This is a genomic window from Streptococcus sp. SO4, from assembly GCF_030440055.1.
Classification (GTDB): domain Bacteria; phylum Bacillota; class Bacilli; order Lactobacillales; family Streptococcaceae; genus Streptococcus; species Streptococcus nidrosiense.
In genome coordinates this window covers 127,001-149,340 of record NZ_JAQFJI010000005.1, presented here as the reverse complement: position 1 = coordinate 149,340, position 22,340 = coordinate 127,001, and the positions used below count along the sequence as shown (strand labels likewise).

Annotated in this window: 16 protein-coding genes; 4 read left to right on the top strand and 12 right to left on the bottom strand. The window is 41.7% G+C overall.

Going from position 1 to position 22,340, the window contains the following annotated elements:
- Positions 1–2,704 (bottom strand): sialoglycan-binding domain-containing protein (locus PCY08_RS04550; protein WP_301559559.1); only part of this gene is annotated, 2,704 nt, incomplete at its 3' end.
- 257 nt (positions 2,705–2,961) lie between these two features.
- Here PCY08_RS04550 and PCY08_RS04545 point away from each other — a divergent pair.
- Positions 2,962–4,431: a M protein trans-acting positive regulator PRD domain-containing protein gene (locus tag PCY08_RS04545; RefSeq protein ID WP_301559558.1), complete on the top strand. Its 1,470-nt coding sequence runs from the start codon at positions 2,962–2,964 to the stop codon at positions 4,429–4,431.
- Between the two features lie 196 nt (positions 4,432–4,627).
- On the opposite strand, the gene PCY08_RS04540 is transcribed toward PCY08_RS04545, so the two are convergent.
- Both PCY08_RS04540 and PCY08_RS04535 read right to left on the bottom strand, forming a co-directional pair.
- Positions 4,628–5,065, bottom strand: a complete 438-nt coding sequence (locus tag PCY08_RS04540) for an Rrf2 family transcriptional regulator (RefSeq protein WP_075228716.1) — start codon at positions 5,063–5,065, stop codon at positions 4,628–4,630.
- Positions 5,066–5,136: 71 nt separating this feature from the next.
- Positions 5,137–5,976 carry a metallophosphoesterase family protein gene (locus PCY08_RS04535; RefSeq protein ID WP_301559557.1) on the bottom strand — a complete coding sequence of 280 codons (840 nt, stop codon included), beginning with the start codon at positions 5,974–5,976 and terminating at the stop codon, positions 5,137–5,139.
- Positions 5,977–6,120: 144 nt separating this feature from the next.
- Between PCY08_RS04535 and PCY08_RS04530 the strand changes: the two genes are divergently transcribed.
- On the top strand, positions 6,121–6,573 hold the full coding sequence (locus PCY08_RS04530) for a universal stress protein (RefSeq protein ID WP_301559556.1): 453 nt from the start codon (positions 6,121–6,123) through the stop codon (positions 6,571–6,573).
- Between the two features lie 115 nt (positions 6,574–6,688).
- Here PCY08_RS04530 and PCY08_RS04525 read toward each other — a convergent pair whose 3' ends face one another.
- A complete protein-coding gene (locus PCY08_RS04525) occupies positions 6,689–8,080 on the bottom strand; it encodes a Cof-type HAD-IIB family hydrolase (protein ID WP_301559555.1) in 1,392 nt (463 codons plus the stop codon).
- Between the two features lie 65 nt (positions 8,081–8,145).
- Here PCY08_RS04525 and PCY08_RS04520 point away from each other — a divergent pair, with 65 nt between their 5' ends.
- Positions 8,146–9,108 carry an asparaginase gene (locus tag PCY08_RS04520; protein ID WP_301559554.1) on the top strand — a complete coding sequence of 321 codons (963 nt, stop codon included), beginning with the start codon at positions 8,146–8,148 and terminating at the stop codon, positions 9,106–9,108.
- A 304-nt stretch (positions 9,109–9,412) separates the two neighbouring features.
- Here PCY08_RS04520 and ccpA read toward each other — a convergent pair whose 3' ends face one another.
- Positions 9,413–10,420 (bottom strand): catabolite control protein A, encoded by a 1,008-nt coding sequence (gene ccpA, locus PCY08_RS04515; RefSeq protein WP_301559553.1) that lies wholly within the window; start codon positions 10,418–10,420, stop codon positions 9,413–9,415.
- Between the two features lie 205 nt (positions 10,421–10,625).
- On the opposite strand from ccpA, the gene PCY08_RS04510 reads away from it, so the two are divergent.
- Entirely contained in the window at positions 10,626–10,943 is a 318-nt protein-coding gene (locus PCY08_RS04510; RefSeq protein ID WP_000885928.1) for a DUF960 domain-containing protein, read from the top strand.
- Positions 10,944–10,991: 48 nt separating this feature from the next.
- Here the strand turns inward: PCY08_RS04510 and PCY08_RS04505 are convergent, their stop codons facing one another.
- The 7 genes from PCY08_RS04505 to PCY08_RS04475 all read right to left on the bottom strand — a co-directional run bounded on the left by PCY08_RS04505 (position 10,992) and on the right by PCY08_RS04475 (position 22,321).
- Complete coding sequence (locus tag PCY08_RS04505) at positions 10,992–12,275, bottom strand: DUF308 domain-containing protein (RefSeq protein ID WP_301559552.1); 1,284 nt, start codon at positions 12,273–12,275, stop codon at positions 10,992–10,994.
- Positions 12,268–13,089: a 2-amino-4-hydroxy-6-hydroxymethyldihydropteridine diphosphokinase gene (gene folK, locus PCY08_RS04500; RefSeq protein WP_301559551.1), complete on the bottom strand. Its 822-nt coding sequence runs from the start codon at positions 13,087–13,089 to the stop codon at positions 12,268–12,270. Before folK ends, PCY08_RS04505 begins: the two co-directional genes overlap by 8 nt.
- Before the next feature lie 40 nt (positions 13,090–13,129).
- Entirely contained in the window at positions 13,130–13,684 is a 555-nt protein-coding gene (gene folE / locus PCY08_RS04495; RefSeq protein ID WP_000380927.1) for a GTP cyclohydrolase I FolE, read from the bottom strand.
- A 1-nt stretch (position 13,685) separates the two neighbouring features.
- The gene (locus PCY08_RS04490; RefSeq protein ID WP_301559550.1) at positions 13,686–14,984 is read right to left on the bottom strand and encodes a folylpolyglutamate synthase/dihydrofolate synthase family protein; all 1,299 of its coding nucleotides are present in this window, start codon (positions 14,982–14,984) and stop codon (positions 13,686–13,688) included.
- Between the two features lies 1 nt (position 14,985).
- Positions 14,986–15,930 carry a dihydropteroate synthase gene (folP, locus tag PCY08_RS04485; RefSeq protein ID WP_301559549.1) on the bottom strand — a complete coding sequence of 315 codons (945 nt, stop codon included), beginning with the start codon at positions 15,928–15,930 and terminating at the stop codon, positions 14,986–14,988.
- Between the two features lie 139 nt (positions 15,931–16,069).
- On the bottom strand, positions 16,070–17,269 hold the full coding sequence (gene pgk / locus PCY08_RS04480; RefSeq protein WP_301559548.1) for a phosphoglycerate kinase: 1,200 nt from the start codon (positions 17,267–17,269) through the stop codon (positions 16,070–16,072).
- Positions 17,270–17,509: 240 nt separating this feature from the next.
- Positions 17,510–22,321 carry a bacterial Ig-like domain-containing protein gene (locus tag PCY08_RS04475; protein WP_301559547.1) on the bottom strand — a complete coding sequence of 1,604 codons (4,812 nt, stop codon included), beginning with the start codon at positions 22,319–22,321 and terminating at the stop codon, positions 17,510–17,512.
- Positions 22,322–22,340: the final 19 nt, after the last annotated feature.

Here is a 22,340-nt window from a genome sequence, read left to right as displayed (position 1 = left end):
GGATACGTCCAAGCGCACCTTTGTCCATTGGTGCTCCAACATGTTCATAAGCTGTGTTACCAGCTGCATCTTCTGCAAATAGGTAACGAGTAAACTGACCATTTTGTTCAGTGTACGTATTTGCTGGGACTTCACCTGTCACATGGATAACAGCTGGGTTGGTTTCAGTTGCCTCCGTTTCTGTCTTGATGCGATCAGCTTTCAAATATAAGCCCGCTCTTGAACCACCACCAAGATAGGAAGTATCTTCAGTTCCTAGACCTTGACGGTTATCAGCCGGCATAGCCAGGTAAGCTTTGACAATCTTACCTGAGTTATCAGTCACCTTAAGCTCAATGTTATTTGTTTCACCTGAATAAACGTATATTGCTTGATTTGCAGCATCATCATAAGGAATGTTCAATACTGGACGAACTGTTTCTTTTGGTGCTGGTTGTTCAACAACTACAGTAACTTCAATCTCGTCTGACTCTTTACCTTGGCTATCAACAGCTTTATACTTAACTGTATAAGTGCCTAGGGTATTTGTATCAACTGTCTTGGTTGCTGCGTTACCGTTTACTGAAACGACTTCAGCATGAACCTTATCACCTAGTGTTGCTTGGGCATCATCTTCTTTATCTGCTACTGTCACAAGAGATGTAAGGTCAAGTTGATTACCTTGTTGAACAGTTTTTTTGTTTCCTTCAACAGCTGATGCAATAGTTGGTGCTTGGTTTTCTACTGAGCGTGGTTGCCATCCAGCCACACTTGAGAAACCGCCTTCCATCACGTTCGAAATAGATGATACTTCTGTACCTGCAATCTTATCAGCCATTGTAAGGACAATCGTATCTTCAAACTTCCCGTGTTCGTAAGATTTGACAGTTGCCTTATCTGACTTCTGTGACACCCATGCAGCTGAGGCATTGTCACGTTTGACTGGAATCTCGACTGATTGACCTGCAGTATTTGTATAGCGCATGTAGGCAATTCCTGCATCGTGAGGAACCTTAAGAGTCACCTCTTTTTGCCCTGCAATAACAGCATCTTGATTAGTAGACAAGCTTGAAGGTTCAACTGTTGTCACACCGACAGATACTGGTACTGTACGACGGCTACTTTCAGTTCCGTTGACAGTTTGACTCACCTGTACCATTTGACGTGGTTTAATGGTTGTACCATCACCTTGGTTGTTGTTCAAGGCTGTTGGAAGCTCCCCTGTAGTCCAGTTTCCGCTGCTATCAACAGTGACATTGCCGATATTTTGCTCCTGACCATCTACATAAAGCTTGATAGTTGCACCTGGAGTTCCTGTCCCTGAAAGAGTACTTGAAGTTGAAGCTACTGTCTGAACTGGAACGTTGACAGAAGTATTGTTCAAATTTGGAGTCACATTTGGTGTCGCAACCTGACTCACCAAGTGCTTGTCATACTTACCTGAAATAGCATACCAGTTATTTCTTGGTAGCCCTGTCTTGGATTCAACTCCGGCAATATAAGAAATGTTTTGTGATGGGTCTTCAACTACTGTACGGTACTTAATAGTAAACTTGCGAGCGCTAGAAGCGTTAGCTAATTGAAGGACATAAACTTTTTTAGTGTCCCCCATGACACCGCTAAGACCATTTACTTTATTGTAATCATTTCCGACACTATTTTTGACACGCCATTCAAGTCTATTACCCGCATCCACATACTGAACACCTTCTGCATTTGCTGCTCCAGCATTAGACTCTTTATTTGCATCCTTCCAGCCATCGCGATCTACGTAAGCACCATCATAATCGGTAACAACATTATAAGGGTCAGATACATTCTTTGGAATTGTGAAATAGTAGTATCCTCCCATCTTATCGTACTGAGCCTCGTTAAAGGTTACAGTCCACTCCAATACTGGACGTCCTTGACCAGATGGGTCTGTAGGAACTGTCTTCCCATTGACAACCTCATAGTCATCCAGCTGTCTGTACTCAATCTTAGCACGTTGAGTCGGAGTCCCACTGTTTACTTGAGCATTTCGATTTTGGTAAACGTACTTAATATCCTTTCCTTCCATAGAACGATCTTGAGCACGTTCTTGTCCTGCTGCTCTACGGCTTCTAGACTTAGGTTGGGTAGCGGAAACTTCTGTTGTTTCGTCTGTTGGTACAGCTTTATCTTCTGTGGCTTCTGCATTTTCCTCTGCTGCTACAGCTTCTTCTGTTGCAACTGTTGCTGCTTTTTCTTCTTTGGTAGCAAGTTGAGCTACTGCCTCTTTGAGACTAGCAACCGCTGCATCTACTTGGTCTTGGCTAGCTTCTGCATTTTCCAAAACTTTTTGAGCCTGTTCAAGCACTGTGTTTAAACGAGAAAGAGAATCCTCTGTTTTTCCTGCCTTGTCCAAACCTTTCACTTCTGTCACCAACTGAGTCAAGGCTTCCTTGTTAACCACTTTGACTGTTGGTTTCTCTGCTACAACTGCCTCTTCAACTGCTGCTGGTTGAGCTGCTACAGTAGCGGGCGCTTTATAAGTCCCCACCTCTTCATCAGGGCTGGCCTTGCTATCCGAGTTGGTAGTGGTAGTTTCTACTTCCCCCTTACCAGCAACCGTATCTGCCTTAACTGTCGGAGTCACCAAAGTTGCCCCAACTGCAAAAACAAGCGAACAACCAAAAAGGAAGTGTTTCCCTTTTTTAATCATACGCCAATTCTTTTGAGCTGCATTTTTACGATTAAAATACATGACATTGTCTCCTTTTATAAAAAATAAAAGCATGTTTCCTACATACAATTTCATTATACAACACCCCTGATACATAGTCAATAAAAGGGTGTTTATTTTTTTTTTTTTTTGATTTTACCTGCTTTTTATACTAAAATTTTATAAAAAATATAATTCCGAGCATAATCTTTATTCTTTTTATAAGTCCTGTGATATAATAGAGAGCGATTGAAATTTATCCCGAATATTCATAAATAGTTTAGTATAGGAGAAACTCAATGAGAACATTATTAACTCAAAAAGAACAACGGCAATTAAGGGTTTTAGAATATTTATTTGAAAATCCAAGCTGGATTCATCTGGACCCTTTAGCAGAAGCTCTCGATATCAACACTCGTATCATTAAAAGCGATATCAAGGAAATGCGTGATGTCCTCTCTTGCTTTGAAATTCAATCTTCAACCGCTGGTATCAGACTAGCTAATAATGGCAATCTAGGCATTGAACGAATTTACCGCCACGTTTTACAAAATTCTTCTAACTTTCAGGTATTAAAAGCCTTCTTTTTATTAGAAGCACCGTTTACCTACGAACATCTAGCCCAAACACTCGATGTTTCACTACCTGCACTTCGCAAGAAAGTCGCTGAGATTAACAGTGTCTTGCAAAACAATTACCGCTTCAAACTCAAGGTCACTCCAATCTCTATCATTGGTGATGAAAGAGACATCCGCTTCTTTTTCGCCCAGTACTTCCATGAAGCCTATGGTTACTTCAAATGGCCGTTTATTGATTCTAAGGAAGATATCGAAGGATTTGTTCGTTTCTTCCTAGATATAACAGGCTTCCCTGCCAACTATGCAAACCTACTTCAGATAGAAACACTAGTCGCTGTTAATTTGCACCGTTTTAGAATTGGTGCTACTATTCAAACAACAGGTGATTCTTCAAGTGTTCTCCCTTTATATGACCAACTCTCTGAATTTAAGAACCAGCTTGAACCTCTGGCTAAGGGGCTGAACATTGAAATTAACCGTGACACTTTAGATCAACTGTTTTACTCTTATACCCAAGAAGGAATCTTCTTTACAGTTGAGGAATTCCTAGATGCACGATCAGTTGATAAACAAGTCAACCGATCTTACCACGCTGCCCGAGATGTCCTTGATAACTTAACACGTGAGTTTGGCGTTCAATTTTCAAATACAGATGAACTAGTCTGGCATTTGCACAACACCGCCCTTCTTGAACGTCAAGAAATCAACTCCGAATCCATCATTTCACATAACAAATCCTATGCTCTCAACAAAATTAAGAAATTTTTCCCTGAATTTTATGAAGCATCTGTTTTCGAAATGATGCGCTACAAGTCTAGCCTGGGACAAAAAGAACATGCCTATGCAGTTGTTCATCTTGTCTATACCCTTTTTACTCACGCTTCAGATTTGATGGAACAACTGTTAGAAGCTCATAGTAACATTCGTGTCCTTGTTTTGAGTGAGTTTGACTTTGCCCACCCTCATGCTTTAATCTCTCTTTATAGATTCTACACCTCTAAAAATATCCAATTTGAAACTTGGGATAAGGAGACACTAGATGTTGATGAGATTATGAATGCTGGATATGATGCCATTTTGACAAACTTCGATATAGATGAACTAAAACATCCAAATCTAATCAATATCGGTCGCATGTCCAATCTTCAGGTTATTAACCAACTGAACACTATCTCGATTGGTAAACTTTAAGGAAGTCTATTGAAGAATAGATTTGCTCAGACATTAGAATCTTAGAGAACAATTCCCATAACCTATAAAAGCGAAGATACCAGAACTCTAACTATCGAAATTCTGGTATCTTCGCTTTTTACTATTTTGATTTTAAAAAAAAAAGGAAATTTAGTGCTTTAAACCGAAAAGACTCTTTCTGCTACTTGTATAGTTTCTATTTCTCTATCCTTGCTTCTGCATCTGCCACTACTTGGGCAAGGCTGGTTTGGCTCAACTCCTGCTCCATGGCTAGCTGAATCTTTTGTAATTTCTCATCTAAAACTCCATGGATATTTGCACCAACTGGGCAGGCTGGATTGGGATTGTCGTGAAAACTAAAGAGTTGACCTGTTTTTCCTAGACACTCAACTGCTTGGTAAACATCTAAAAGACTGATATCCTCTAGGTCTTTGATAATCTCTGCCCCTCCAGTTCCACGCGCAACTGAGATCAACTCTGCCTTTTTCAGTTGAGATAAGGTCTTACGTATAATGACAGGATTGACTCCAACGCTACTAGCAAGAAAATCACTAGTCACCTTACTTTCTTTCCCTTTTAAGGCTATGATAATCAACATATGGGTCGCGATGGTAAATCGACTTGAAATTTGCATAAGGTTCTCCTTTTTCTATTAGACTAGTTCGTTTTTTACTTATATTTATTATATCTCTTGTAGTTGTAATGTCAAGAGTTACCACTTAACCAGTCATCTAGTTCTGCATCATGCCCTTGACTTTGGGCAATTTCATGAAGTAGTTCCTGATTATGGGTATGGTGAATCCCATTAACCAAGCTTTCATAATAAACTTGGTAGTAGGGTAATTGTAACTCTTTGGCTAGTTGTAATTCTGCCTCAATATCATAATCAACCCGACGAAAATCGATATCTTTCAATCCTTTTTCATCAAATTCTAATATCATGTACTGGGCCCGCAAGTCCTTGCGTAAATTCTCAGATAAAAAGAAGGGTTGACCAATGGAACCTGGATTCAGGATAAGCTGGCCACTACTACCATACCGAAGAAACTGTTGATGGATATGCCCGTAAATGGCAATATCACAGTCTGGATTGGTAACAAGACGGTCAAAGTCCTCTTGCTTCCCAAGATGAATCAGCTCTCGTCCCCAATTTTTATCAGGCAAGTGGTGGCTAACCCCTAGCTTCAAATCTCCAAACTGGCGGTGCACTTGCAAGGGATAGTTCTGCAGTGCCTCAATCTCCTCGATGCTGAGTTCTTCCATGATATACTGACATTGGCGTAAGAGATAACGATGACTGGGTCTACTTTCATCCAACTGACGATGGCAAGCGCGCCATAAGCTCTCCTCCCAATTCCCTAAAACTCTAAGGGTGATGGGTAAAGTGTCCAATATCTGGAGAATATTTTTTCGTCCTGTTCCAGGCATGAGAATATCTCCTAAGAGCCAATACTCATCAACCTCTGACTTCTGGGCATCTGCCAGAACAGCTTCTAAGGCTGTTGTATTGCCATGTATATCCGATAATACTGCGATTTTTGTCATATCTCTTCCTCTTAGCTTTTCTAGTTTTATTATAACAAACTCCAAGTCAAAGTCAAAAAGCATCTATATTCCTATCGTTTTTTACTTTACTTTTTTAGTGAAAAGGAATACAATGAAGGTAATAAGAATGAGGAGGTTTTTGCTATGGCACAACGTTATGAAAACATCATGGTAGCGGTTGACGGTTCTAAGGAAGCTGACTTGGCTTTCATCAAAGGGGTTCATTCAGCACTACGTAACCAAGCAAAACTAACGATTGCCCATGTTATTGACACACGTGCTCTTCAAAGCATCTCAACATTTGATGCCGAAGTTTACGAAGAATTGCAAGTAGAGGCCAACGATTTGATGGCAGAATATGAAAAGCGTGCAAGAGATGCTGGTCTCACAGACATAAAAGTTGTTATTGAGATGGGAAATCCTAAAACTCTATTAGCTAAAACAATTCCAGATAAAGAAAAGGTTGATTTGATTTTAGTTGGGGCAACAGGACTCAATGCTTTTGAGCGCCTGCTAGTTGGTTCTTCATCAGAATATATCCTACGCCATACCAGCGTAGACCTTCTCGTCGTTAGAGATAAGGATAAAACTTTGTAATAAAAACAGAAATGAGGTTGGGATTTTTCTCCTAACCTCATTTTTTTATAAACTATTGATGTCGTAGTTGAAACTCAGAACTCAAAACATCATTCCAGGCTTCCTCTGCTCTCGCCTATTTTTTATCTTCTCTTTCCTTATGGCGCTCGTAGGCCTTTATCTGGCGCTCAATTTCCTTTTTAATAGCAGGCTCTGGAGCGTATTTTTCTTCCCAGTCATCTGGTTTTAGGATTTTGTGGGTCACTGGATCAAAATGAGCTTTTCCATCAGGGAACATTTTCCCCATATTGGCTTGATGGACAATGTCAAAAATCCGCTCTGGATCCACCCCCATCAAAACAAAGCTACCATAGGTGAAGTATAGGGTGTCAATCAAGGCGTCTACTTGCCCTACCAAATCTTGCTTAGCAGGTGTCTTCTTGACTACTTTCTCTGCTGCTTGATCAAGAGCTTGGTGTAGCTGTCCAACTGCCTGTTCGAAATCTTCTTCAGAAGAGCTAGCAGCTCGGACAAACTCCACCAATTCTTCTATCTTAAATCCTGCTCTATGGGTTGCACCTTCTAAATCCCAAGCTTGTGGCTCTTCCTGAGTTCGTTCATCCATCATGTGATGGAAGGTCTTGACCTTATTAAAATGGTAATCACGGCTGACAAAGACTTTTTCTGAAGCCAAAACACCAAAATGTTCCAAGGCCTTATGAATCCCATCTTGCTGGTTGCTGGTTGTGATATGCTTCGCGACTTCCTTGACACTGCTACTACCGTTGCCCATAGCGACTGACATCCCAACACCCGCCAGCATCTCTAAGTCATTGTCCGAGTCACCAAAGGCCATGACTTGATTGAGATCAAAACCATACTCTTTTCCGACTCGGCGAATGCCTTCTAACTTGGAATTTCCTTGGTTGATGACATCGGCTGCAAAAGGATTACTGCGAGTTAATTTCAAGTCTTTAAAATCAGCTGCTGCTTTCTCAGATTCTTCTGGCGTCATTAGCATCAAAACTTGATAAATGGGCTGATTCATCAAGTGAAGCAAGTCTTCTTCCTTCTGAGGAACAATCTTACTCACCATTCGATTAAAGGAATGACTAACTGTACGAGTCAACATAGAGGGGACAAAACGACTCACCCTTTGAGAAAAAGAACCTAGGCCAAAAGACATGATTTTCGAACCCAGCATGGCATCCTTGGTCCCTAGGGCAATCTCCTTGCCCTCTTTTTTGGCATAGGTGATCAACTGCCGTAAATGAGACTTGGAAAGAGGACTTGTAAACAAGACTCTGTTTTTATTAAAGATATATTGGCCATTATAGGTTACGGCAAAATCCAGATCTAAATCTTCCATTAAATCCTTAACAAAAAAAGGTCCTCGCCCTGTCGCTACTCCAACAAGCACCCCCTGGTCCTTCACAATCTTAATCGCATCCTTAGTGGATTTCAAAACACTCTTGCGATCGTTGACCAGTGTTCCATCGATATCAAAAAAAACAGCTTTGACTTCCATCCTACCTCAATCTCCCCTTTTGTGATACAATGATTATACCACATTTCAGAAAGAGTGAGTAAATCATGCCTAAGAAAATCCTTGTTTTACATACGGGTGGTACTATTTCCATGCAAGCCGATGACTCTGGCGCTGTTGTGACTAGTCAAGACAACCCTATGAATCATGTATCCAATCCACTTGAGGGAGTTGAAGTCCACGCACTTGACTTTTTTAATCTGCCAAGTCCCCATATTAAACCAAAGCATATGCTGGCCCTCTATCAAAAAATCAAAGAGGAGGCTGATCGTTATGACGGTTTCGTGATTACACATGGGACAGATACCTTGGAGGAAACTGCCTATTTCCTTGATACTATGGAGGTTCCTCACAAACCGATTGTACTAACAGGTGCCATGCGTAGTTCCAACGAACTTGGAAGCGATGGTGTCTACAATTATCTCAGTGCCCTACGCGTAGCGAGTGACGATAAGGCTGCTGATAAGGGGGTCTTGGTCGTGATGAATGACGAAATTCACGCTGCTAAGTATGTGACCAAGACGCACACGACAAATGTTAGCACCTTTCAAACGCCGACCCACGGCCCTCTTGGGCTCATCATGAAACACGAGATTCTCTACTTCAAAACAGCTGAACCCCGTGTTCGTTTTGACCTTGATAAGATTCAAGGCTTGGTCCCTATTATCCCTGTCTATGCTGGTATGACAGAAGAACTCCTTGATTTACTTCCCGTTGACCAACTGGATGGACTCATTATCCAGGCTTTCGGTGCTGGAAATGTTCCCAAGGAAACAGCACAAAAATTGAACTCCCTTATCCAAGAAGGACTCCCAATCGCCTTGGTCTCTCGTTGTTTTAACGGGATTGCCGAACCTGTCTATGCCTACGAGGGAGGTGGCGTTTGCCTGCAAAATGCTGGTGTCTTCTTTGTCAAAGAGTTAAACGCTCAAAAGGCCCGTCTCAAACTCCTCATTGCTATCAATGCTGGCCTTAGAGGAGAGGAATTACGAGCCTATATGGAAGGATAATACTCTTCGAAAATCAAATTCAAACCTCGTCAACGTCGCCTTGCGTAGATATATGTAACTGACTTCGTCAGTCTTATCTACAACCTCAAAGCAGTGCTTTGAGCAACCTGCGGCTAATTTCCTAGTTTGCTCTTTGATTTTCATTGAGTATAAAAAAGTCGGTGAGATAGAAATTACTAGATCAAGTCTTGTTTTCTAGTCACCCCCGCAAGCCTTCTACCATCAACTTGATGCTTGAACTATTGGCTAAAAAGTTTTTACTACTAAAAAGCGAGGTCGGGATAAAAATCCCGACCTCTTCTTGTTAATCTTTACGAGTTGAATGACGTTCTACTAAACCATGTGGCAAAAGAACTTCACGTTCTTCTAACTCTTCCTTATGCATAATCTTCGTCAACATACGCATACTAATCGCACCAAGGTCATACAAAGGTTGCGCAATGGTGGTTAGGTTTGGACGAGTGTAACGCGCAATTTGCGAATCATCACTGGTGATAATTTCAAAGTCTTCTGGTACAGAAACTCCCTTGTCAGCAAGTCCGTTCAACACACCTGCTGCCAGTTCATCTCCTGTAACAATCGCTGCTGTTGCTTTAGAAGAAATCAAACGTTCTGCCAAGGCATAACCATCATCATAACGGTATTTTGATTCGAAAACAAGACCTTCACTGTAGTTGATTCCCGCTTCTTTCAAAGCATCTTTGTAACCAGCCAAGCGAATCTTACCATTAATATCATCCACTAATGGTCCACTAACGAAGGCAATTTTTTTGTTTCGCTTCAAAAGATGACGGACTGCATCAACTGTAGCATGTTTATAGTCAATATTGACACTTGGAAGTTGGTGCTCCACATCTACTGTTCCTGCAAGAACCACAGGTGTGCGTGAGCGTGAAAACTCTGAGCGAATCTTCTCAGTTAAATGATAACCCATGAAGATAACGCCATCCACCTGTTTAGAAAAGAGAGTATTGACCACAGATACTTCCTTTTCATCATCCTCGTCGCTATTGGCAAGGACGATATTGTATTTGTACATCTCCGCGATATCATCAATCCCTTTAGCAAGGGTAGAGAAATAAGTGTTTGTGATATCTGGAATAACAACTCCAACTGTTGTAGTTTTCTTACTTGCTAGACCACGAGCTACTGCGTTAGGACGGTAGTCAAGGCGATCAATGACCTCTAGAACTTTCTTACGGGTGTTTTCCTTGACATTCTTATTGCCATTGACAACACGACTGACAGTCGCCATTGACACTCCCGCTTCTCGGGCAACGTCATAAATTGTTACTGTATCATCTGTGTTCATTCCGTTTCCTTTCTACTTTGAAAATTTTGTTTTCATGATTCCACTGTTCTCATTTTACCACTAATTGTAAGCATTTTCAAGCATTTGATGAAGATTCGTTGAAAAAATTTCAAAATCATTCTCATCTTTTTAAAGGTAGTTGACTTTTCTTGATTTTTCTAGCAGTTTGCAGTATGATAATAAGAAAATCAATCAGGAGATAGGGATGGCTTTTACAGATTCTCATAGACGATGTGCCAGTTTCGGTGTGGTGACCAATTTACCCGACGATGTTATCGACTCAATCTGGTATATAATCGATCATTTTTTAAAGCATGTTTTTGAGCTAGAAGATGAATTGGAATTTCGACTTTTGAATCATGAAGGCTCCATCACTTTTCGTTTTTCTAGTCAACATCTACCAACAACGATTGACTTCGACTTCAATCATCCCTTTGACCCACTCTATCCACCTAAAGTTCTGGTCATGGATATGGATGGGAAGGAAACCATTCTCCTACCAGAAGAAAATGACCTATTTTAAAAACTCTAGTCTCCTCTATCTACTTAGGAAACTAGAGTTTTCTTTTTGCTAATAAATGGAACGACTGACTACTATACCACTTGGTTTGGTGTATTCTAAGTCAAGATAATCCTGATAAGTTCCTGGGACGATAAATCCTTGGGGGCTGAGAATATCTGTTCCAGCTTTACCCACGATAGAGTCAGCCAATAAGACACAATTTGTGCTGAGAACAAAATAGGTCTTAAACTTGGACGAACTGAACTTATAAAGAGTGGCATCTGCTTCGTGTTTCAGCTGATAAGAGTAGGTATGCTTGATCTCCCCTTCTCTTCTTTTCATGAGTTGAGAACTTGGTTCCCAAGGAATTAAGAGTCCTTCAATTTCTCTCAGTTGTTCTTCTATAGCTTTTTTCTGTTGCTCAGACAAGCTTAAGCCGTAGGCGAATAGAGTTTTCTGACTTTCTCTCTTACAGAGTTCGATGTATTTCTCTTTATTAGCCTTAAACAAAACTCCATCCCCAATCATCCCAAATAAACGCTCCGAGTGCGGATCATAAGAACCATAGGAAATAACCTGACCTTGATAGCAGATATCCACATGCCCCATGGCTAAAAAGAAAGAGGATTCTGAAGCATGGATAAAAATTTCCATATCAACTGTCTGGTCATTTTTTCTCTCTGAATGTACTTTCCCTTCTTCGGACTCATGATTAGAAAACCATTTATTCAATCGACGTAGGGTATTGATAGGAATTAGAGCTGTTACAAAAATGGGCAGGGTCATTCGTATCTTCCGCTTAAGCCTAGGATTACGGATTCCTTTTTCAAAAAAGAAACCATCTCTGAGACTACTTGCCCCTAACATCAGTAAGTAAAAACCAAGTAAGAGCAATTCAAAATTTGTTGCATCATGAAAAGGGGAGATACTATAGAGACCAAATCCCATCATCCACAAAGCATCAAATAAGTAATTGAGCCTCGGATGGATATGATTATTTCGGTAAATCAACCAGGTAATCAGGCTAATTAAACCTGTAAACAATTGATAACTTCCAATAGCAATGACTAAGACATAGAGAGCTATCCCTTGCAGGATGACTGAATCAAATAGAATGACAGCAAGTCCTAACTTGGCTATAGTTACAAAAATATTTTCTCTACGGGACTTTTCCTGAAACCATCGTGTCAATAAATGCCAAACAGTCGACAAGGAAAAGTAGGCCATCAAGAGTTGATAACCAAGCCTCGGTACAATCTGTCCAAAACAAATCAAGAGAAGACCGAGGATAATAGCTAGCATTCCTTCCCCTAGACTTTTCCATTTACTATAAGTTTCGAAAAACTTAGGCATTTTCTTTCTCCAATTGACGATACAAGTGGCGGATCGGTTGTTTCAGTGTTGGATGGATGAAATGCGGAGCTATTTCTTGGAGTGATTCTAAGACAAAGAGGCGTTCAGCAATATAAGGATGAGGTAAAATGAGGTCGTCTGTATAGATGATCTGATCCTCTACAAAAAGCAAATCCAGGTCAATCAAGCGAGGTCCCCAATGAACCTCTCTAACCCGTCCCATCTCTGATTCAATCTCTAACAAGGTTTCTAACAAGATTGGAGCTGGCAACCAGGTTTCCACTTCAATGACTTGATTGGCAAAGCTATCCTGCTCCACACCACCCCAAGGCTCGGTCGTAATCACACTAGATTCTTTGAGAATATGGATACCACGAGCTTGCATTTTGTCAATCGCTTGCTGGAGATTAGCCGTCTTATCCCCCATATTGCTTCCTAAAGCGATAAAGGCACGCTGTTTGCGACGGTGGATGGTTACTGAACAAGTATCCAGCGGTAGATGGATAGGTGCCCAAGGTTTTTTTAGCTCCAGTTCAATCTCTTGAACGAGAGGGTAGGTCTCAAAAGTACGCTCTACTAGTTTGTAGGCTACTGTTTCAATCAAGTCCTCAGTATTTTCCTGAAACCATGTCGTCCATTGCTGGCAAAGTTCTCCGTAATGGACAGAAGCAGTTAAATCCAAGTCTGTCGCAGCCTTGGTCATATCATAGGATAGGGTGGCTGAAACGACAAACTTCTGCCCCAGTTCCTTCTCACTAGGAAAGAGTCCATGAAAGGCGAAAATTTCTAGGTCTTTAATTCGCAGTTGATCCATAACTAGTCCTTTCTAGAAAAATCCGCTTGACGCGGATTTTTTATAGTCCCATCAGACGATAAGCCTGATCCCGAAGATCCTTATCTGTCTCAAATAGACCACGAGCTACTGTAGTCAAGGTCGCAGTTCCTGGTTTTCGAACACCACGCATACTCATACACATATGCTCTGCTTCAATGACAACAAAAGCTCCCTTAGCACCCAAATACTCCATTAAGGCATCAGCAACTTCGATATTCAAACGCTCTTGAATCTGTGGCTTTTTAGAGTAAACTTCCACAGTACGAGCTAACTTTGATAAACCTGCTACACGCCCATCTGGGATATAGGCAATGTGAGCTCGACCATAAAATGGTAAGAAGTGATGTTCACACATGGTATGGAAAAAGATATCCTTTTCCACTACCATATTGTCATCGATAATCTCAAAGGATTTTGACAGGTGCTCTTCAGCAGTTTGCCCAAGACCTGAAAAAATCTCTTGGTACATACGAGCGACACGGGCTGGTGTTTCCTGCAAGCCTTCGCGATTTGCATCCTCACCAACTGCCTCGATAATCATTTTTACAGCTTCTTCAATCTTTTGTGTATCCATTCTAATTCTTCCCCTCCATTAGGTAGGCTCTCACTTGGGCTAAAAAGTATAATGAACCCGTGATAATCCTAACTGTTTTTTTCTCTTCATTTTCTGATAATTTTTGATCTAGAAATTCTTGCCAATCTTGGTAGTTGAGATTTCTAGAATCAGCCAGCTCTTTCAAGACTTTTTCATCCGTCGCCCGACTATCCTCAAAATGAGTTAGCGTAATCTTAGTACCGGGCAAGGTTTCTAGCAAGTCCAACATATCCTCCAAGGCCTTGGTTTTGATACAAGTAAAGAGGATTTCCTTATGATAATCCGCAAATCGTTCTTTCAAGGTAGCCAACAAGGCCTTGATAGCATGAGGATTGTGTGCTCCATCCAAGATCATCAAGGGTTCTCTAGAAACAACTTCCAAGCGTCCAGGCCATCTTGTTTCTTCCAGAGCTTGAGCCACTAAGTCATTACTTGCCAATTCTCGTCCAATCTCTTGGCAATAAGTATCTAACAAAGCCAGCGCCATCCCAGCATTCTCTACCTGGTGCAAACCAAGCAATCCTGTCTGGAAGCAACCTTGTCTAACAGAACTTGTATAGTCAAATACCTCTCCAGTGACAATACTCTCATGATAGCTTACCTGATAATCTCTTCCATAAACAATTCTAGCAGCCTGTTTTTCCTCTGCAATCTGGTCTATCATAGCCAAGGCTTCTGCGGCAATGTGACCAGTCACTAGAGGAACTCCTTGTTTGATAATCCCTGCTTTCTGCTCTGCGATGGCTTCTAGACTGTCACCCAGTAGGGCTACATGATCCAACCCAATGGTAGTGATGCCTGTTAGGATGGGTTGACAGACATTGGTGCTATCCAAAAGTCCGCCCATACCAACTTCCATAATCGCCACATCGACTTGCTCAGAAGCAAAATAGTCATAAGCTATAGCAGTGATAATCTCAAATTCTGTCGTTCCTTGCAAGGTTTGAGCATGCTCTCCTTCAAGTAGTGAACGATAATCCACCATCAAGGACTCTAATCTTGCTTCTGGGATAGATTCCCCATTAATGACAATCTGATCGGTATAATGAATCAGATAAGGAGAGCTAAAGACACCAACTCTTAGTCCCATCTTTTCCAACAGATTCTTCAAAAAAGCTATAGTAGAGCCCTTTCCATTGGTTCCACCAATATGGATAACCTTGAGTTTAAGATGGGGATTACCACGTAAGGCTAATAGCTCCACCATCCTCTCCAGACCAAAATGCGGTTGATCTGTCCGGTAGTTTGCTATCCACTGGTTCGTTTCGTTTTTATTCATGTTATTTATATTGTTTCAAATCTAAATTTTCCGCATGGTCTGCCAGACGGATGGCTGATGCAATTTCGATTGCCATCTTGTGGCTGGCTACATCATGCACGCGCACCACTTCTACACCCTGTCTAGCAGCAATGCTGGTCACATGAGCCGAAGCAATATCACGATTGCGGAAGCCAGCTTCAGTATCTGGATTGACTTCAAATCCATTTTCTTCAAGGATATTGATGACAAAGCGCTTGCGAGAAACTCCTAAAAAGATAGGATAGCCCATTTTGTGCAATTTTCCAAGATCACGTAGGAGGATGAGATTTTCCTTTTTGGTCAAGCCAAAGCCAATCCCAGGATCCAGCATGATATTTCCTTTCGAAATTCCTGCTTTTTCCGCTCTTGCTAGAGCACGGTCAAAGAAGGCTGTCATCAATTCTTCTACTGGTAGTTGTTCAAAGTCTGCCAAGTCTTCCTTTGTAAAAGTCTCTCCAAATCCAAAATGAGGAAATATGAGTGAACTAGGGTGCTGAGGGCGTGCCATAACTGGATTAAACATGATGACTACCTGAGCTCCAAACCTGGCAACCACCTCTGCCATCTTCTCATCACCCATGAGACCCGTAATGTCATTGACTATATTAGCCCCAGCTCGTAAAGCCGCTTCTGCCACCTGACTCTTCCAAGTATCTACCGAAATACGAACATCACTTTCTTGACGAATAGCCTGAATGACTGGAACCACACGCTGGATTTCCTCTTCTATCTCAACATAGCTACTTCCAGGTCGAGTAGACTCTCCACCGATATCTAAAATAGTGGCACCTTCAGCTATCAATTTTCGAGCCTGTTTCAAGGCTTCGTCTATAGCAAAAAACTTGCCCCCATCAGAAAAAGAATCTGGGGTGACATTGATAATTCCACAAATAGCTGTTTTTGTAAGATTGTCTCTTTTTTCCACGATTATCACTCAAATTTCATTTAAATTGGTATTCCTCTATTTTACTGTTTTTTTTGGATTCTGTCCAATTATCCCTCGGTACTCCCATACTTTAAAAGAACGCAAAAAAGGAGAAACTGAGTTCTCCTTTTTTATATTCTTATTTTTCAGTCAAAGCTGCAAGTCCTGGAAGAACTTTACCTTCAAGAAGTTCCATTGATGCTCCACCACCAGTAGAGATCCATGAGAACTTGTCTGCACGGCCAAGGTTGATAGCTGCGGCAGCTGAGTCACCACCACCGATGATTGATTTAACGCCTGGTTGTTTCACGATAGCGTCCATCACACCGATTGTACCAGCTTGGAAGTCAGGGTTTTCAAATACACCCATAGGTCCGTTCCATACAACTGTTTTAGCACCAGTCAAAGCTTCGTCAAATTTAGCGATAGATTTTGGACCGATGTCAAGACCAAGGAAACCTGGGTCAACTGCTTCACCTTCAGTGTCTTTCACTTCAGTGTAGTCAGCAAATGCGTTCGCTTCTTTTGAGTCAACTGGCAAGATCAATTTGCCGTTGGCTTTTTCAAGAAGAGCTTTCGCAACATCCAATTTATCTTCTTCTACAAGTGAGTTACCGATTTCGATACCTTGTGCTTTGTAGAATGTGTAAGTCATACCACCACCGATAAGAACTTTATCAGCTTTTTCAAGCAAGTTTTCGATAACACCGATCTTGTCTGAAACTTTTGAACCACCAAGGATAGCCACGAATGGACGTTCTGGAGCTTCAACTGCTTCTTGGATGTAAGCAATTTCGTTTTCAAGAAGGAATCCAGCGACTGCTTTTTCAACGTTTGCTGAGATACCAACGTTAGATGCGTGTGCACGGTGAGCAGTACCGAATGCATCGTTTACGAAGATACCATCTCCAAGTGATGCCCAGTATTTACCAAGTTCAGGATCGTTTTTAGATTCTTTCTTGCCGTCAACATCTTCGTAACGAGTGTTTTCAACCAAAAGAACTTGTCCATCTTCAAGAGCGTTGATAGCCGCTTCCAATTCAGCACCACGAGTTACACCTGGAAGGAAAGTAACTTCTTGACCCAATTTAGCAGCCAAGTCAGCAGCTACAGGAGCAAGTGATTTACCAGCTTTGTCTGCTTCTTCTTTTACACGTCCAAGGTGAGAGAAGAGGATTGCGCGTCCACCTTGTTCAAGGATGTACTTGATAGTTGGAAGAGCTGCAGTGATACGGTTGTCATTAGTAATCACGCCATCTTTTACAGGAACGTTGAAGTCAACACGAACGAGAACTTTTTTCCCTTTCAACTCAACGTCTTTAACAGTCAATTTTGCCATTTGGAAAGACTCCTTAATTTTTTTTACGTGTTAATTATATCACAAAATCAATAAAAGAGATAGCAAAACCTTAAACTTTTATCCACAACAATTTTTCTCGATTAATTCAGGACAGTGCCTTGTAACTACGACAGAATACTCTACCATTTTTATTCTCCTCCCCTATACAAAAAGATTTGACTCTTAAAAGTCAAATCTTTTTTATTAAATATGAAGTCAGTGTTAGATACACTCTCTATCTTAATCTTCTTTTTTCTTTTGAGCGAGAAGTCCAAAACCACCTAGAACTCCGACCAAGCCAAGGGCTAGGAGGTTTGCATCTACTTCTGCACTTGTATTTGGAAGTTGTTTTCCTTCAGTCTTTTCAGTTTGTACTTGTACTTCTGCTTTTGCTGGTTCTTGCTTCGCTGCTTGGCTTGCTTGAACTGGCGAAACGGATGTTTCAGTCTTAGGTTCTGTTTTTGTAGTTTCCTGCTTAGTATCTTGAGTCGCTGGAGCAGGTGTAACTGGTCTGTCACCTGGTACTTTAACTATTTTTGTACCGACTTCAACAATCTCAGTTACTGCTTCCTTGAGAACTTCCGTTCCCTTAAGACTGCGATGTCCTTCAGAATCAATCTCTACAAGGTTTCTACGAAGACCTGCAACTCCTACTTGAACCAAGCGTCGTTCTCCTACTGGGAGGCTAGGATTTACTCTTTCTTCATGTCCATATGCAAGAACTTCTTTTTCCACAACCAAGCTTGGTTTCTTAACTTCTAAGACTTTTGGACCGTCAAGCGGTTGAGTGCTACTTTCAATCTTAGTACCAACCTCAGTAATCTCTGCCACTGCTTCCTTGACGACTTCTGTCTTAAGAAGAGTACGGTTGCCTTTGGCATCCACTTCAATCAAATGACGGATTTGTCCTTCTGCACCAGCCTGAACGACTCGACGTTCACCCAACAAGAGGTCTCCTGACGGACGTTCTTGACGCTCGAATGCTTGAGTTCCTGTCTCAACCACTAATTCAGGTAGTGCTTCAACTGTTGGCGCAGTTTCACCTTCTTCTAAGCTACCCACATGATGGCTTTCTTTAACAAGGAGTTTTTTGTTGAGTTCTTCCTTGAGGTTGGCAAATGCTTCTGGACTTGGATTTGTTGAGCCAATAAGAGTTTCTGCTTGAGCGATGATTGGATCGTCTGCATTTTTCTCACGAACTTTTCCTAGAAGAGTTTCAAGCTCTTCCTTAGCTGTTTGATAAAGCTGTACACCATTCAAGTCAGAACCTGCTTGTTTCAAGTCGTTCAAGGCTTGGTTGACTGCTTCTTGACTAGCATCATGATTTTCTAAGATCGCTTTCGCTGCATCAATCTTCTCAACTAGAGCTGCTTGTTTTGCTGCATCAGCAAATGTATAAGCTATTGTTTCTTTGCGTCCTTGGGCAGATGTGATTTCTTGTTTCAGATATTCGTCGTTAATGGCTGTCTTAGGTGATACTAGAACATCAAACTCGACAGTTTGACCTTGATAGTGCAATTGAAGTTTTTGACGGCCTGTTTTTTGAGCATCATAGCCTGTAATTTCGACTCCTTGGTCTGTAAAGCTATGTTCTGTCTCAGTTTCATCGTCATACAAAGCCTTGAAGCGTCCTTCTGATAAGTCCAGAGCATCACCTACCAAGTAATCAATTTTCGGTTGTTTGCTAATATACAAGGCTGCGACTTCTTTTGGACCAGCTTCTTCACCAGTCACTTGAACCTTGAAGCTGCCTGCAACTGGAAGACCAAGATAGGCTACTGTCAACTCTTGTTCACCATGGTGATGAGCATCGTAGCCGTTGACTAAAACACCTGCATGACTGAGGTTGATGACTTCATCTGCTTCTTCACCCTCGTATTTGACACGGAGAAGACCACCTTTGAGATTCAAGTCCTCACCATCTTGGTAACTTGTCTTTTTAGGTGCTACTTCTAGACTGACAGCCTTAATCTTTCTTTCATCCTGAGGAATCGTTACAGCAAGGGTATTACTGATTTCTTTACCCGGCAATTGTGTTCGGTAGTAAAGAAGACTTGGACGTTTTTCAAAGCTCAATGGATCTGTCGCCAAATCTCCTCCACCTGCTGTATTTAAGGTAGCGATTGGAGTTTGTGAATCTGCCTTGTCATAGACTGTGATGGTTGCCCCAGCAGGAACTTCTGAGAATCCAAGCTGAATCTTATTGTCCGTTAGGACACGCGCTGCCACTTTAGCCATTGGAATGTTTTGACTCTCCGTATCAAGAGCTTCATACATCTTCCAGTTGTAGATACGAATGGCTTTCCATGGTGTTCCATTGTCAGACGTGATGACGTTTAAGCGCCAGTCTTGGGCCGTAATTGGACTATCAAGAGTAATGTCTGAAACATGGGCTTTATTGCCACGAACTGCTTTAGCCAGTTTCCATTCTCCAGCTTCATCCTTGTAGTAGAGGTCGAAGTCTTTGGTATTCATCAAACCATCGTTGACGGATTCTCCACCAGCACCGGCATGGTCCATGACCCATCTAACAACACGGCGTGGTTGTGTCAATCGAATATCAACGCTACCACTCAACTGAGCAGAAGACCATTTATCAGATAGGCTGGTGATCGTACCATTCAACATACCTTCGATACCTTCGCCGCCTTCTGTATTTGGGAAGGTACTTCCGATAACAGTCGCTCCTGGAACGATGTTTTCTGCTAGAGGTCTTGGAAGACTGGTATCTTGGACAGTCATGCCCCAGTCAAAGTTTGTGGTTGCTGCTTCAGAACGAAGGCCATTCTTCCCAACTGCGACAACCTTCAACTCTTGACTGGTTCCAGTCGCACTAGCTGAACGACTGACTTTTGGTAGGTAGATAGTAGTGGCAGATGAGCCTGTCAATAGGCGCCAAGCATCGCCATCCTTCTCATAAACTTCATAGAAATCAGCATCTTTATTTCCAGTAAATTGGACAATGGCTTCTGCTTCTTGGGCATTTTTCAGAGATTGTTTGGTTACTTTAAGAGCAGTTGGTGCTTGAGGTGCCTCTTGATTATCTGACACTGTCAACTCACCCAAGTTAAATTGGTATTCCTTAAGAGCAGCAGTATTTTCAAAAGTAAGTTTGATACCGTAAATGGTCTGACCTGCCAAGGCACTCAAGTCAAATTCGTCTTTTGTCCAATCGTCAGATAGAGTCAGCTCTTTACGAGTATTCTCGCCACCATAGGTATAGTTTTTCTGAGTCGCAAATTCTACATAGACCTTGCTTCCTTTACCACCTTTATGGGCGACACGGAGTTTCGTTTTATCTGTTACTTCCAGTTTTGTAGAGTAGAGACGAACATCTTGATTTGTATTTTCAGCTAAATCACCCGCAAACTTAAGTGAGTTTCCACCATTGTAGGCATCTTCAAAGTCATAGTCAGCTTGGAGTTTAGCAGCTGAGGATGTTTGCCACCAGCGCCATGTAGGCAAGATACCTGATACAGAACGATAGTTCCATTCAGAATCCTTGGAAACTTTACCGTCTACAAACCATTTTTTACCATGTCCAGTGTTAAAGGATGTTGTGAAGCTACGTCCAACTGCTGGTGTGCGGTCAGCTACGAGGTTGGCAATCCCGTACCAGTCCTTGTCCTCTGGTTTTTGACCAGTTGGATCTCCTTGATAACCTGTAAAGAAGATATTTTCATTCTTGTGATAGTCTTCGCCTGTCTTACCAAGACTCGTGATAGTATCAGGTGCAAAGAGACCAAGTGATAAGCGGAGCTTGCCATTTTCATCAAGAAGGGCATCCCATTTCACTTTTGTCTTGTAAGAACCACCTTGTTGCAATTCCAAACCTGCAAAAACATCATACTGACTACGTCCAAGCCATTTTGCCATAGTTACAGAGTAATCATTTTTCTCTTTGGTCCAGTTAAAGTTGGCAAAGAAATGATCCGCAGGAACCTTGTCTCCCTCTTTTTCCATGAATTGGTAATTGTATTCACCGAGTCCGTCTTCGTGATAACGACCATATTCATAGGTCATGGCGTCATACCAAGAATATTTGACTGGATGATTAACTTGAGCTGCATATTCCTTGGTATAAAGCATGAAGTCACGCATTTTCTTACCAAGAGGCGTCACGATATCACCTGTTGTTTCTTGGTTGATAAAGTAGCCATCAAAACCATAGTATTTAGCCAAATCAACCAACTTACGAGCGATAGGGAATGTTCCGTCTTCGTCTTGTTGAAGGGCTGCAGCGAATTTTTCTTGGTCTGCAATACTGTTAGACCAGTTAAAGAACAAAGTTCCTAATACAGGAACACCATTACGGTGACCAGCATCAATCACGTCTGGAGTTGGAACAAGCCCTTCCCAGAAGACCATGGAATTCAAGTATTGCCAGTAGTCAAAAGCATAGGCCTTAAACTCTTCACCACCTACAGAAGCGTGGTCTTTAGCCTTAGAGTTGGTATTGGCAAGAGCTTCAACCTTGGCGTCCTTATTGGCTTTTTCGTTGACTACATGTCCACGGTAACGTTTAGCCAATTCAACTGAAGAACGGTTAATAGCGTCATCTTCACGGGCACCTGGTTCCCATTTTAACAAATCTTCCCATGTGTCAAACTTAATTTCTTTTGGTCGAAGACTTTTTTCTTCTTTCTTAGGAACGTCAGAGACAGTAGCTTTTTCTTCTGGCTTATTTTCTGTAGTAGCAGGCGCTTCTTCCACCTTAGGAGTTTCAGCAGCTGGACTAGTTGCTTCCTTATCACCTGCAGTCAACTGATCCAAGGTTGGCTTTTCTTCTGAAGCTGGTTGCTCACTTGCCTTGTCTTCCCTCGCTTCTAGCTCTTTCAATACTTCTGGTGCTGGTGTAGTTGCTTCTGCTGGAGCAGTGGTTGACGGTTGCTCTGAAGCTACTGCTGTAGTTGTTCCGTTTCCTGGAACGACAGACTCTTCTGCCAAAACTGGGCCTGCAAATAGAACTGAACCAATCATCAATGAGCAGGCACCCACTGACAATTTTCGAATACTATAGCGACAACGTTTTTCAAAAAATGGATTCTTCATCTTTTTCTCCTTTGACTTT